This is a genomic window from Calothrix sp. NIES-2100, assembly GCF_963875285.1.
GTDB lineage: Bacteria > Cyanobacteriota > Cyanobacteriia > Cyanobacteriales > Nostocaceae > Aulosira.
In genome coordinates, this window is record NZ_CAWNLA010000001.1 from 5,544,019 (window position 1) to 5,559,179 (window position 15,161).

Annotated in this window: 9 protein-coding genes; 4 read left to right on the forward strand and 5 right to left on the reverse strand. The window is 40.1% G+C overall.

The genetic code is table 11. The features are described from left to right. The first annotated feature begins 1,205 nt into the window (after positions 1-1,205). Genes AACU32_RS22610 through AACU32_RS22620 form a run of 3 tightly spaced genes read left to right on the forward strand, consistent with a single transcriptional unit; the run spans position 1,206 to position 6,849 of the window. Positions 1,206-2,171 carry a DMT family transporter gene (locus AACU32_RS22610; protein ID WP_096603406.1) on the forward strand — a complete coding sequence of 322 codons (966 nt, stop codon included), beginning with the start codon at positions 1,206-1,208 and terminating at the stop codon, positions 2,169-2,171. Between the two features lie 49 nt (positions 2,172-2,220). Further along, entirely contained in the window at positions 2,221-3,363 is a 1,143-nt protein-coding gene (locus AACU32_RS22615; protein ID WP_096603408.1) for a TauD/TfdA family dioxygenase, read from the forward strand. Between the two features lie 54 nt (positions 3,364-3,417). After that, a complete protein-coding gene (locus AACU32_RS22620) occupies positions 3,418-6,849 on the forward strand; it encodes a thioesterase domain-containing protein (protein ID WP_096603410.1) in 3,432 nt (1,143 codons plus the stop codon). Here the strand turns inward: AACU32_RS22620 and AACU32_RS22625 are convergent. From AACU32_RS22625 to ppk1, 3 genes are all read right to left on the reverse strand, one after another. Next, positions 6,846-7,889, reverse strand: a complete 1,044-nt coding sequence (locus tag AACU32_RS22625; protein WP_339378181.1) for a methyltransferase — start codon at positions 7,887-7,889, stop codon at positions 6,846-6,848. The two genes, AACU32_RS22620 and AACU32_RS22625, sit on opposite strands and share 4 nt — an antisense overlap. A gap of 596 nt (positions 7,890-8,485) precedes the next feature. Then, positions 8,486-9,382 carry a shikimate dehydrogenase gene (locus tag AACU32_RS22630; RefSeq protein ID WP_339378182.1) on the reverse strand — a complete coding sequence of 299 codons (897 nt, stop codon included), beginning with the start codon at positions 9,380-9,382 and terminating at the stop codon, positions 8,486-8,488. A gap of 109 nt (positions 9,383-9,491) precedes the next feature. After that, positions 9,492-11,627 carry a polyphosphate kinase 1 gene (gene ppk1, locus AACU32_RS22635; RefSeq protein ID WP_096603415.1) on the reverse strand — a complete coding sequence of 712 codons (2,136 nt, stop codon included), beginning with the start codon at positions 11,625-11,627 and terminating at the stop codon, positions 9,492-9,494. A gap of 1,001 nt (positions 11,628-12,628) precedes the next feature. Between ppk1 and AACU32_RS22640 the strand changes: the two genes are divergently transcribed. Further along, on the forward strand, positions 12,629-13,123 hold the full coding sequence (locus tag AACU32_RS22640; protein WP_096603416.1) for a DUF6174 domain-containing protein: 495 nt from the start codon (positions 12,629-12,631) through the stop codon (positions 13,121-13,123). A 555-nt stretch (positions 13,124-13,678) separates the two neighbouring features. Here AACU32_RS22640 and AACU32_RS22645 read toward each other — a convergent pair. Both AACU32_RS22645 and AACU32_RS22650 read right to left on the reverse strand, forming a co-directional pair. Further along, a complete protein-coding gene (locus AACU32_RS22645; protein WP_096603418.1) occupies positions 13,679-14,305 on the reverse strand; it encodes a 4Fe-4S single cluster domain-containing protein in 627 nt (208 codons plus the stop codon). A gap of 42 nt (positions 14,306-14,347) precedes the next feature. Beyond that, positions 14,348-15,160, reverse strand: coding sequence for a radical SAM protein (locus AACU32_RS22650; protein ID WP_096603420.1), 813 nt, complete (start codon positions 15,158-15,160; stop codon positions 14,348-14,350). Between the last annotated feature and the right edge of the window lies 1 nt (position 15,161).

The window sequence follows — 15,161 nt, forward strand, 5'->3', positions numbered from 1 at the left end:
ACTACCTTCCCATGCGGATAATAAGTAGCTCAACCTAAATAAATATCATATAGCATTTTTTAATCACATGAGGTACATCATAGCCCCCTCCTCGCTTGCGGGGAGGGGGTTGGGGGTGGGGTTTCTGTACCTCACTTGACAGAGAAACGCTATATGCTTTTGTCATTGCGTAAAGCCTTCTCTTCTCCCAAGGGGAGACGCTACGCGAACGAGACGCTGCGCGAACGGCATAGCTTCGCGAACGCAATGACATCTTACGTTTTTTTTGGTTGACCTACTTAACACCCAAGTTGCTAGTTATCAAAAACCGCCTATTTTTCAACACAAAAATATAATATTTTGTATTTTAAACATACTTTTTGTTTCCTACAAATACAATTATGGGACACTAACTAACAACTTACGTTGATACACAGAAATCCTCTACGATATCCGTTTTGGGCTACAGTAGCGAGTGGCTAGTACCGCTGTGGAGTAAGTCAAAATTCTACCTCTCGCAAGTCGGAGTGTCAAAAGTCAAAAGTATTGTATTTTGGGCTTTTACGTCATTTGAAATAGGTATGTTTATTTCTGCCATATCGCTGTTTATAAAATATCTATCTTTAGATATAGTTTGTTAAAAATTCTCAGTTACTTAGTACATTTTGCATAATAGATTGACTGAATTTTATTTACATATCTTATAATATACGCAACTTTTATGTTATGTTTTGTATAGTATTATTAAACAAGCAACCAGTAATTTTTTGTTTGTTGGTAATTTAAGTAGCTCAATTTAGCGCTATCAAGCTAATTTAAGCCAAATTAGGAATTTTTTTTACATACAACAATTCCTTAAGAAAGTTAAAGTTTTGTTTTATTAGCTTCAGATATATCTAAATTCTGACTTTTCAGAAGTTACTCTAGCCGTTCACCACTGGCAAATTCCCATGCTGCTACTTAACAATCTGCAAAGGCTAAAAGGCTGGATAAGGATAGATTTTAATATTGGCAAACTTGTAGAGATCGGGGGTGACTGAGTAAGCTAATGGTATACATATAGTTACTCAATACTTACTCACTTTGATTTATATATTCCTACGTCGTTCTTTTGTGTTGCTTCGGTCATAAGAACAAGTATGTCTAAATAGTAGATTTACATTCCTAAATCCCAAAATGCTACACATTAGCCAGAAAGACAAATAGTCCAACTAACACTATTGGAAATGTTCAAAGATAAACTAAAATTTCCACAAGAACAGTTATTTTTAACACCAACTACGGTAGCATTTATTTCCTTAGTAGTCGGCTTAATAGCTTTATCTTTCTCGCCAATTCTGATTAGGTTGAGCGAAGTTGAACTCGGCCCAAATGCCACCATCTTTAATCGCTTCTGGATCTCTACTGTTGCCTTTGCCCTGTGGAATGGATTTACAACAGCGCAAAATCGCCTGTCTCATAGCGAACCAAAACAGCAAGTTTATACAATCCGCCTAATCTTGCTCTTGCTAGGAGTAGGGTTTGTGATGTTTGCTACTCTTATTCTCTGGGCTTGGTCATTAAATCAGACCAGCGTCGCTAACTCCACGCTAATGCACAATTTGGCTCCAGTGTTCACTGTTTTAGCGGGGTGGTTAATCTGGGGAAAGCGCTTTGACGCTAGATTTTTGATGGGTATGTTTGTCTCCATGATCGGAGCTTGTATACTAGCCTACCATGACTTTTCATCTGTTGGTGACAAATTCCAAGGAGATATATTGGCATTACTATCAGCCGGTTTTCTTGGTCTATACCCCCTCATCGTCGAAGAACTACGAACTCAATTGAGTCCCATCGCGATCATGACTTGGTGTTCTGCAATCGGCACTCTTTTCCTTTTTCCAATTGTTATACTCACTGAAGATAAAATTTTTCCTTATTCATTGAATGGATGGCTGACCGTAATTTCCCTAGCTTTGATATGTCAAATACTAGGACTGGGACTTTATGCTTATTGTCTCAAAAAACTATCTTCAGGATTTGTTTCCTTGTGCGATTTGTTTGTTCCAGTCCTTAGCACTCAGGGAGCTTGGGTTATCTTTTCAGAAAATATCAACGTAGCTACCTTGATAAGTTTTGCTGTGATTGTGTTGGGCATATATATAACTTCATCTAGCAAATCTGCTATCAAGTCAGAGGTTGAATCAGTTTAGAAGATTAGAAATTGTAGTCAATTGTTAACTATAACAATTTTTACCTGTTATGAATAAGAACCAAAATATTCCCATTTCTATTTCCAGAAATCTTAAATTACGGTTTTTGCAAGATGACGAAAAAACATTTTCAAATATTGAAACAGAACTACCTTTAGTGATAGAGCCAGTTTATGACAAATCTTTCACAGTTCTCAAAGCACTACTCAACGAAAGTTGCGACTGGTTCAATAAACAGCTAGATACATACGGAGCTATTTTGTTTCGGGGATTTGAAGTTGAGGGTGCAGAGCAATTTCAAAAAGTTTTAGAGTTACTGAATATCAAACTTGAGTCATTTTATCATTTTGGCAGTGCGCATCGTGTACGAATAACCGATAAAGTTTTCACCTCTTCAGAAGCTCCACCAGATACGATTATTGCTCCCCACAATGAACTCAATATGGTGCCGAGACGACCCAGCGTACTTGCTTTCTTTTGCCAAGTTCCGCCCGATATATATGGCGAAACTCCCATTATAAATACCGAAAAGCTATTTTATAGTCTACCTGCAAGCTTACAGCACAAAATTAGCAACTTTCCTCAGCGATTTGTGCGATATGTTCCTAACCATCTATTAGAGATTGTCTTCGAGGAACTTTCAAGAGAAGAGATTACTAAACTTCTCCAAGAACAAGGATTTGATTTTACATGGGAAGAGGATGGCTCGATTAATTTTGAGTGTGCTCATATTCCTTTATTCAGTCACCCCAAAACGAATAGACTCTGTTTTTGTCTGAGCATTGTTGATTGTTTAGTAAGTAGAGAATGGTATCGAAACCTCGAGCAACGATATTCATTTGGGCAAAGGCTCTATTACAATTGGCTACCAGCAAATTTGTACAAAAAAATTCAGCAAGGATTAACAACAGCAGCAACTGTTGTCGATGGTTCACAAAAACGTACCAGTACTCTGAATACATATTTTTTGGATGAGCATAATCAACACACGACGATGACAGCAGCAGAAGCCAAAGAATTGGGCAAAGCTGAATGGAAAAATTCAGTCATTTTTCAGTGGAAGCAAGGCGATATTCTGATTATGGATAACCTACAGGTTGCTCATAGTAGACTTAATACTAAACTTCCGCGAAAAATACTCACTGCTTTTGGAAATATGTGCAATATTCACGATATGAAGCCAGCTTTTTGAACAAATGGTTTAAATATATAAATATTAGTCTATGAATTTATTGGAGAATAGAAGATGAGTAAATCAATCAATACAAAAACATCATTATCTCCTGCCCAACTTAAAGAATATTGGGCGCAAAAGTTAGCAGGAGAATTACCTTTACTTAACTTCCCCACTACTTTAACGCGTTCTCACCGACGAAATTATGATTGCTCATCCTATACTTTTATCATTGAAAATCAACTAACTGGGTTATTGAAAAAGCTGGCAAATATTGAAAGTGTCAGCCTTGATAACCTGATTTTGGCAGCATTTAAAGTTTTACTTTACCGTTATACAAATGAAACAGATATTCTTGTAGCTTTACCACTAAATCAGCAATATAGACCCGAGTGGGAAAGATTTACTAGTAAAGTTGGTAACGTTATCCTATCACGGGATTTTATTTCCAAAATTAATTCGTTTAAAAAATTTCTACATCAAGTTAATCATAATGTTCTAGAAATCAAGAATTATCAAGACTATCCGTTCGCTTCATTAGTAAAGGAATTACAGTCAAAGTTTAATTCCAGCGATTCAGCTATGTGCCAAGCTTCATTTACTTTCCAAAATGTAAATCAGCAGGAAAATATCTCAAATTTATTTGTGTCAGTAGTCAACGAACAGCCGACAACCAGCGATCAGATTGAACTAGAATTTGATTTAAGCTTGGAAGTCATTCAGCTTTCTGAATCATTGCAGAGTTCTTTTAAGTACAACAGCAATCTGTTAGATGAAACAACAGTTGCTCAGTTCAGCAAACATTTTCAGAATTTACTGGAAAGCATTGTATCAAATCCAGAACAGTCAGTAGCTCAGTTACCATTGCTGAGTGAAAGAGAACAAGAGAAAATATTGGTTGAGTGGAATGCTACTCAGGCCGATTATGACTTGACGATCTGTCTCCACCAATTAATTGAAGCACAGGTAGAGCGAAAACCAAATGCGATCGCAGTCTCTTTTGCAGGTGAACAGCTTACCTATCGTCAACTGAATCAGCGTGCAAATCAACTAGCCCATTACTTACAAACACTGGGAGTTAAACCAGAGGTTTTAGTGGGTATTTGCATTGAGCGTTCTTTAGAGATGCTAGTGGGACTTTTGGGAATTATGAAAGCTGGCGCAGCTTATCTACCATTAGATCCTGCTTATCCACAAGAACGCTTGGAATTGATTTTGGCTGATTCTCAGGTACCAGTGTTATTGACTGATAAACAAAACTTATTTGTTGATGATGAATATCGGAAAGTAATCTGTTTACGTACAACTCAGGAAAATATTGCTACCCATAGCCAAGACAATCCGGCACCACTTGCCACGGCCAAAAATCTCGCTTACGTTATTTATACCTCCGGCTCAACTGGTAAGCCAAAAGGCGTAGAAATTCCTCACAGCGCTGTGGTCAATTTCTTAAAATCCATGCAGTCTAAACCAGGTATCACAGAGTCAGATGTACTTTTGGCAGTTACAACAATATCATTTGATATTGCTGCTCTAGAATTATATCTACCCTTAATTACGGGCGCTCAGGTGGTATTAGCTACACGAGAAGTAGCTAGTGATGGCAAGCTATTAAAAGAACTAATTAATACTGCGGGTGCGACGATTATGCAAGCCACTCCAGCTAGTTGGCGGATGTTGCTTGCAGCTGGATGGAGTGGTTCTCCTCAATTAAAAATTCTCTGCGGTGGTGAAGGATTAACCAGCGACTTGGCACAACATTTATTAGAAAAAAGTGCCGTTGTCTGGAATCTTTACGGCCCAACTGAAACTACCATTTGGTCAACTGTCTCTCAAGTAGAACCTGCCCAACTATCTCATGCTTTAGTTCCTATCGGTCGTCCCATTGCTAACACCCAAATTTACATATTAGATTCTGATCTCCAACCAGTTCCAGTGGGAGTTATTGGCGAATTGTATATAGGTGGTGCTGGAGTTGCACGCGGTTATCTCAACCGTCCCGAACTAACTGCTGAAAGGTTTGTGGCTAATCCCTTCTCGGGGAATTACTGTATTTACAAAACAGGAGATTTAGCTCGTTACCTGCATGATGGCAATATTGAATACATTAGTCGAATAGACCATCAAGTTAAAATTCGCGGATTTCGGATTGAACTTGGGGAAATAGAAAATACTCTATCTGCTCATCCACAAGTGCGAGAAGCAGTTGTGATTACCCGTTCCGACCAATCAGAAGAAAAACAAATAGTAGCTTATTTTACTGCTCAAGAGGAACAACCAACGCCGGAAACTCTACGTGATTTCCTCAGACAGAAGCTACCAGATTACATGGTTCCAATAGCTTTTGTGATATTGGATGCATTACCTTTGACTCCTAGTGGCAAAGTCAACCGTCGCGCTTTGCCAAAGCCAACAGTTTCTAACTTCAGCCAACACAATGAATTTATCACACCGCGCAATGATACCGAACGAGGATTAGCAAAAATCTGGTCAGAGATTTTAAACATTCAGCCAGTAGGTGTTAAAGACAACTTCTTTGAAATCGGCGGAAATTCTCTTTCAGCAATCCATTTAATCGCTTCAATCGAGCAGCAGTTTGGTAAAGAATTACCCTTATCTGCAATCTTGACTAATCCCACCATTGAAAAGTTTGCCAAACTTCTTGATACTAGTTCAGATACTTTTGATAACTCCCCCCTGATTCCCATCCAGCCAAAAGGTAATAAGCAACCATTTTTCTGCGTACATCCTGCGGGAGGGCATGTTATGTGCTACTTCAAGCTAGCGCAATATCTAAGTGCCGACCAACCGTTTTATGGCTTGCAAGCCCAAGGTTTTCATGGAGAAGAAGAACCTTTAACGCGAGTCGAGGATATGGCAAGCCTTTATATCCAAGCAATTCAGAAGTTTCAGCCTCAAGGCCCTTATCAAATTGGTGGCTGGTCATTTGGGGGAGTTGTGGCGTATGAAATGGCACAACAACTGCACAAACAGGGACATGAAGTCTCGTTGTTAGCAATACTGGATTCCTACGTTCCAATTCTGTTGGATAAAAACAAGAAAATTGACGCTCCTTATTTAGTCGGCGCTCTTTCCAGGTATTTGGGGGGAATGTCAGGTCAGGATAATTTAGTAACAACTGATGAAATTAAGCACTTGAGTGTTGATGAACAAATTAACTACATCCTCGACAAGGCAATAAAAGTCAAAATACTACCACCATCAAATCAAAACCGACGCATTGTTGATGTGTTAGTGGGAACACTAAAGGCAACTTATTCTTATGAAAAACAGCCATATCCAGGAAAAGTGACTGTGTTTAGAGCCAGAGAAAAGCATCTCATGGCTCCCGATTCAACTCTCGTGTGGGTGGAATTCTTCTCTATAATGGATGCAGAAGATATAAAAATTGTTGATGTTTCTGGTACTCACTACACATTAATTTTGGAACCTCATTTACAAGTTTTAGCAGCACGCTTGAAATCATGTCTGGCAGAATTTTAGAGCGAAGATTTTTGAAATTCCATCACGGTTAAACTAGTTCCCGTATAAATGACATTTTCCAATTGAAAGCCACTAGTTTCAAATAGCTTTTTATATTCTTGTTCCGTGCGCCAGTGCCCCCCCGGATTAGTCACCATCATTTGAACTGCGGCCAGAGCCGGGATAGTTCCATCGGGATATTCTACTGGCGCACCACGAGGTGGAACTAATGTTTGTAGAAGTATTACCTTACCTTGTTTCGGGAGAGCTTGTCTACACCGAGTTAGTACCTTGATTGCATCTTCAACACTAAAGACGGAGAGGAAATACTTCATCACTATAGCATCTGCACCTTTTGGTATCTCCTCCAAGGCACTACCACCAACGACTTGCACTGCATTTTCATCAAGTCCCTGCATTGCCAAGAAAGTTGGAGCTGTCTCAACCTCATGGGGTAGATCAAACAATATACCTTTACAACCAAATTTTTTGACAATATGGGCAATCAATGCACCTTGATTACCTCCAACATCCATAACTGTATCAAACTGACTAAAGTCATATACCTCAAACAGCGAATCAACAGCTTGATTCGTTAAAAAGCTCATGGCATTGTTGAACAGATTTCTACTATCGGGGTTTTCTGTCATGAAGAAGTCATAGAATTTCTTGCCATGTGCCCTTTCAAAAGCTACTTCCCCTGTTTTTAAAGAATTCCCTAGTTCCCTCCAAGCATCCCACATAGAAGGTTCTGCAATATGCAGCAGAAAATGTCCCAGAGAAGGCTCTGCATTTGTCATCAATTGTTCTGAGAGTTCCGTTGCAGCAAATACACGTCCGGGCTTTTCTGCAAACACACCTAAATGAGCTAAAGCACGCAGAACAACATACAAAGTTTCTGCTTTTGTAGAGGTGGCTGTTGCGATCGCTTCTACAGTCATTGGTTCTGAGTGTAAAAGGTTAGGTATGCCTAAGTTTGTTGCTATATAAAGGCACTGACTTTGCCAGTAGCCATAGATCATCTGAGCAAGCTTCTTTGATGCCGAAGTTGTTCCTAACAAATTCTATTTCTCCGTTTGAAAAACTTTACGCTACTTTTTATCTAGTCTCGAATTACAAAGCTCTAAGTTCAGCAGTCTTCAACTGGGTGAATATATTATTCAGCAACCGCGATGAATGCAGATGAACGCAGACAAATTTGTATTTTATTTGCATAAGAACCGTTGTATGTTAGAGACTTTCAGTAAATCAAATATGCATTCTTAATTTAGTATACAGCTTCTGTGAGTTAGAGGTTGTTTGTAAAGTGATTGGCTGTGATTGTAAGCACTTATTGATCCCCCCTAGCCCCTAGGGCTGATTCATTCGCTGTTGTCCCTTGATTTCTGAAGAGGATAATCTCACGCAAAGGCGCAAAGGCGCAAAGAAAAACAACGTATTTTTGGCTTAAGTCGCAAAAGTTTTTAAGCGAAATTGTGCGTTTGACTCTTGCAATTTTAACAATTTTAGGGAACGAAACAGCCCTGCCCTAGCCCCCCTTAAAAAGAGGGGAAAATCTCTCAAAGTCTCCCTTGGAAAAGGGGATTTAGGGGGGTCTAGAATTAGGTTTTTTAAATCTTGGGAATCCTTTTTTACCTGGTGCGATCGCTCCTAGGTTCTATCCTAAACCCAGGTGATTTTGCAGCGCTTGACGCATCACTTCTACAGGTACAGTTTCTTGCTGTAACCAGATTTTTAAGGCTGCTGCACCTTGTTGAACTAGCATTTCTAAGCCATCGATCGCGATCGCACCTTGTTGTTGAGCAAGTTGCAAAAATTGGGTTGGTTTCGGTATATATATCAAATCGTAGGCGATTGCACCTGTGGGTAAATCAGCCATTTCCAACCCACTCAAAGGCGATTCATCAACTTTCGGATACATCCCGATGGGGGTTGTATTTACCAATAAATTTCCTTGGGGAATCAGTTTGGCTAATTTATCCCATGTATGCACTTGCAAATTTGTTGCTAGTGAGGAATCATTCCAACTCTCGTAAAATTCCTGTAACCTCTGCTGACTGCGCCCGACAACGTGAATCTCCGCAAATCCTAGCTGGTGACAACCCGCAACCACAGCCCTCGCCGCGCCGCCATTACCTAAAATTACTGCCGCTTTTTGACTCCAATCTTGATGATAGGTGGTTTGCAAAGGAGCGATAAAGCCTGTAATATCTGTGTTTGTACCTACCCATTTGTTATCTTGGCGACTTACAGTATTGACTGCGCCGATCGCTTGAGCAATCGGGGTAATTTCTGATAACAATGGCATAATTGCTTGTTTGTGGGGGATAGTCACACTAAAACCAACCACCCCAACAGCCGCAAAACCTGCGATCGCTATTTCTAAATTCTCTGGTGCAATGGGAAAGGGAAGATAAACATAATCTAATCCCAATTGCGCGATCGCTGCATTGTGCATCACTGGTGAGAGCGAATGTTCTACCGGATACCCAATCACCCCTAAAAGTTTAGTTTTGCCTGTAATCTGAAACATGGTTGATTTGTCATTTGTCATTTGTCATTTGTCATTGGGCATTGGGCATTGGGCATTGGGCATTTGTCCTCCTTGTCCCCCTCATCCCCCTCATCCTGGTCGCCGAGCGGAGTCGAGGCGCTGCCTTTGTTCAGTTAAACGATCGCCATATTTCCATGAGTATCTTTTGGCTACTGCGTTCTGGCTCATGCTTACGGGGGTGACGTTGGATATAAGAACCATTTGATTGCAATTCCCAAGCTTGGCGATTGTCTGCCAGCATAATCTCTAGTATATCTTGTAAAGTTTGCGCAATTTTGGGATCTTCCACTGGTGTCACAGCTTCCACACGGCGATCTAAATTTCTCGGCATCAAATCAGCACTACCGATGTAAACTTCATCTTGTCCATTATTGTGGAAGTAAAAAATGCGAGAATGTTCTAAAAACCTGCCAATAATGCTGATGACGCTGATATTTTCGCTGATTTCTGGTACTCCCGGACGCAAACAGCATGTACCGCGCACGATTAAGTCAATTTTTACCCCTGCTTGGGATGCGGCGTAGAGGCTGGTAATAATTTGCGGATCGACTAGAGCGTTCATTTTCGCAATAATCCGCCCGGTTTTGCCGTTTTGGCAATGTTCAATTTCGCGGCGAATTAAGGCAATTATGCGATCGCGCATATTTACAGGTGATACTAAAAGCTTACGGTAATTAGGCTGATGGGCATAGCCTGTTAAATAATTAAATAAATCAGTTAAATCTGCACCTAAGTCTTCTCGACAACTGAAAAGTCCTAAATCGGTGTATAACTTCGCTGTTTGCGGATTGTAATTACCAGTGCCAATATGAACGTAGCGCCGAATATTTGCACCTTCTCGACGCACCACCAGCACAATTTTCGTGTGGGTTTTTAATCCTATCAAGCCGTAGACAACATGAATCCCAGACTTTTCTAACTTCTGCGCCCAAGTAATATTATTCTCTTCATCAAAACGGGCTTTTAATTCTACCAGCACAGCAACTTGTTTACCACTTTCAGCCGCAGCAATCAAAGACTGAAAAATCTCTGAATCTGCACAGGAACGATAAAGTGTCATTTTAATTGCTAGCACCTGATCATCACGGGCGGCTTCAGCGATAAATTCCTCTACAGAAGCGCTAAAAGATTCATAGGGATGATGTACTAACAAATCATTTTGCTGAATGATTGCAAAAATATTCTCTGTTTTTTCGGCTTTCTTTGATTTGTTTATTTGATTGGCTTGATGAATATGATAAAGTCGGGGGGGAATGATTGGTGTCCAAGGTGGATCTTTGAGTTCCGCTAATGGTAAAGCCATGAATGACATTAAGTCTTTTAAATTCAACAGCCCGTCTATTTCATAAACATCACTGTCCGTTAATTCCATTTCTGAAAATAACATTTCTCGCACAAACTCAGGCATGGATGGTTGAATTTCTAGCCGCACCACAGAACCACGAAAGTCTCGCCCGCGTAACTCCTGCTGAATTGCTAATAATAAATCGTCTGCTTCTTGTTTAGCTAATGCTAAATCCGCATTCCGCGTCAATCGAAATAAATGATATTCCTGAACAATCATGCCAGGAAATAAAGTTTCTAAATTATGCGCTATTACCTGTTCTATTGGCACACCAATCCATTCTGACTCTAAATCTTGAGGTAACTCAATAAATCGGGGGAGAATATTGGGTACTTTAACTTTGGCAAACTTTGCTTTCTCTGTCACTGGATCTTTGACAACTACTGCCAAATTCAGACTGAGATTCGTCATGCGCGGAAAGGGATGGCTGGGATCTACCGCCAAGGGTGTAAGAACGGGAAAAATTCGCTCTGTAAATAAATTTTGCAGATAAGAACGCTGTTCTAAACTAATATCTGTGTAATTGAGAAGATAAATACCATGAGATACCATTTCTTGGCGCAGCACCTGCTCAAAGTTTTGATGCTGCTCATTTACCATTGGATGTAAAAGTTTAGCGATCGCTTTTAATTGTTCTTGGGGAGTCAGCCCATCTTGCGTGCGTTTATTTAATCCTGCTTGGACTTGCTCTTTAAGAACTGCGACGCGCACCATAAAATATTCATCTAAATTGGCACTGAAGATTGCTGTGAACTTGAGTCTTTCTAATAAAGGTGTCCGCAAATCTAACGCTTCATGTAAAACCCGCCGATTAAATTCCAACCAACTTAGTTCTCGATTAAAGAAATACTGCGAATCATTCAGACTAATAGTTGTGCTGATCTCTTCAGATTTGAGCATATGAGATTGCATCCCTGATAACTTTTTTCAAAGCCAAAATATCGAAGTTGGTTGTAATTAATTCCAAGAATGTCAAATTTTTAAATATATTTATGTTTCATAAATCTCATAAATTTAATAGATAATTAAATCAGAGCTTTTATAAATAAATCGCTGATTAAAATAGAAGCAAAGTGATAATTTTCTATCAGTTAATCTTTTGTTCAAGCTTTAGTATTTAGATTGATTATTGTTGCGCATCAAAGTATTTTTTTACTAATTAAACTTGACTATGATTTATGTTAAATATATTCTTTCTTGAAGATTAAAATAATATTAAGTGTGGGTTAAAAGAAAATTAATCTTGAATCTCTAACTTGAAAATAAGCTGTTCCGCATTTAATTTGCATATCAGACGCGGGCAAGATGCCCGCACTACAAGAATTGTACGTTTTTGGATTATACAAATTAAATGTGTTTTAGCTTAGAGACAGATACATCTGTAGGGGCGGGGTCTCCCCCATACGTGTCAACTTAACGCGAAACCCTTGCCAAGACGTGATGAGCGAATTCTCTCACTTAACATCAAGATCCGCGTTACCCCACCCCGGCTTTGCTGACGCAAAACTTCCCCTCCCCGCTTGCGGGGAGGGGATTGAGGGGTGGGGTAAAATGCCTGTGGGATAAGCGTTTGAGGTTAAGTTGACACAGGTGGGTCTCCCCCGCCCTTAGCAAAGGTTTCCTTGCCCTTAGCGACAATCACCGAAGAAACAAATTTTCATAAATAATAATTAGGATGACTATAGAAAAAAGCGATTTTTATACCCTGGTTGTGAGCGATCGCCCTTGGAAGGAAGGTATAAAAATTCATATCGGATAATTCATGATTGCGTGTCGTGGATTGTCGTTAAGGCTGGGGAAACCCCAGACCTACTAAGTGTCCGTATTTTCAAAATATGTTCAGCAGGAACTTTCTTGACTTTGTCAAATTCTCATAACTTACAACTTCACTAGACTTATCTATGCGCCTACCTATATTGTTCAGTGCGGGATTATTGCTAACTCTGAGTTTCAATGCACCAGTTTTGTCTGTGCCTAACAACCCAGTAGCACAATCACCAGTGCGAGCTAACTCGCAGTTAAACCAATTAAATGCTAACCGTCGGTTATGGAAAAAGCAAAATATCCGTAACTATCGCTATACTTTGAGCCGGAGTTGCTTTTGCGCACCCAAATCTACCGGGCCGTTACGCATTACAGTCCGAAACGGGCGTAAGACTTCGATTACTGATGCAACAGGTAAACCTTTTGAGCAACCAGAATTATTCAAAGAATACGATACAGTTCCCAAGCTGTTCAATTTGATTGAGGATGCGATCGCCAAAAAAGCATCTAACTTGACTGTGCAGTACGATCCCAAACTTGGCTACCCAACCCAAATTAACATTGATTACAACAGCCAAATAGCTGATGAGGAATTATATCTCACAATTGAGAAGTTGCAAAAAATTAGATAAGGGTACTCCAAAAAATATATTATTCTGCTTCAAGTTGTTGACGGTTCACTGTTAACTGTTGACCGTTGACGGTTGACTGTAAACCGTCTGTAGGGGCGGGTTCCGTGAGATATTCACGCCGAAAACACATATGTTCGTTAAACCCGCCCGTACAACAAGAGCTATGGAATATTTTTTTACTTGGAAATCCCTAAAATAGCAATTGGGATCTCCGATATAGCAATTGGGATCTCCGATATAACAATTGAGTTCTCCGATATAGCAATTGGGATCTCCGATATAGCAATTGAGTTCTCCGATATAGCAATTGGGATCTCCGATATAACAATTGGGATCTCCGATATAACAATTGGGATCTCCGATATAGCAATTGGGATCTCCGATATAACAATTGGGATCTCCGATATAACAATTGGGATCTCCGATATAGCAATTGGGATCTCCGATATAACAATTGGGATCTCCGATATAGTAATTGCAACTCGCGAAGATTCAGATCCCCGACTTCTTCAAGAAGTCGGGGATCTAAAAGCTGAGTTTGTAATTACGAATTACCTATTCCGTCTTTTCCCACAAACTTTGATAGCCTGTGACAATGCGGCTACCATCTTTGAGGACATGAATCTCTATTTGATCGCTAGCCCAAGAAATTTGATCGCAGAAAGCGGGATTAAAAATATGCACTCGTTGATTGCTAGAAGAAACTGGGGAAGTAGGAGAATGAATCGCCAGAGACTCAACAAAAGGCCCGTCAATGAGAATATCTAGTTGTTCTAACAACTCAGAAGCACCGGGGGGAGCAGATTCAGATTGTAAGAGCTTCAGAGTGAATCCCGTAAAAGACATCACATTTAACCCAGCGGCTTTGAGCTTGCGCGCCAGAGATGCTAATGCAGGTGCTTGCCAAAAAGGTTCGCCACCAGAAAAAGTTACACCTGTATTCCGTGGGTTTTTGAGAATATTTTCCGCCAGGGTATCAACAGCAATTAATTGATTGATTTCAAATGGCCAAGATGCAGGATTAAAACAGCCTGGACACTCTCGCAGACAACCTTGCACCCAAACGACAGCACGACAACCAGGCCCGTTGACTTCTGATTCATCAACATAACCCATGATATTTAAATACTCAGAGGGAATTTCTATAAGTGTTAGCGATGGGTTGCTGGATTTTGTTTCCATCTGTTTCCTCCTTTGAAGCGTTACCGTTAACCGTTAATATAGTTAAGCCATTGCTGGGTAATTTACCGGGATGTTGATGGCATCTTGAATTTGAGTAGCAATAGCAGCAAGGATGTCAGTACTGACACATTTGAGGTTCTGCATTAAGTAAGCGGGAGATTGAACAAGATTGTTGCCTCGTGCTTCTAATTCTCGTACCAAAAAACGGGGACGGGAAGGAATATTTAGCTGAATTTCATCTGGTTGCAAACGCTGAATCATTTCAATATAATCCTTCGCCATGTTTGGTGTCCAAAGAGACAAAACCATTGTTTGGATAGCCAAATGCCCTGGATATTCCTGGCGAAATTGCTCGATTCCCGCCAAGATACCTGGCAGATTCATTGTCCCTTCCGGGCGATTAATTTGCTGCAATTGATTTAACGAAATTGCATCTAATTTGGCGGCGACTGTATCTGCTAGTTTTAAGGCGTTGCGGACTGTGGGATCGTGCAGCATCGTGCTATTAGTTAAAACTACAGTCGGCAATCTGGTAACTTTTCTAACAATACCAATAATTTTTTCTAAATTCAGTGCTAGGGTAGGCTCACCACTACCACTGAGAGTAACCACATCTATTTGTTCCAAGGGTGCTATAGCCCGCAATTCATCAAGAATTTGGGTTGTCGGCACAAAAACTTGGCGCTTAGTTGTCTGTTGTTGAATTTTTCCCAGCTGGCAATAGACACAGTTAAAAGAACAGCTAGATACACAACCAATGGGATCGATGCCAAGCGATCGCCCAAATCGCCAAGATTTTACCGGGCCGTAGACGCAAGAATACTGTGGGTGTTGTCTAAATAGTGTTGTACTCATA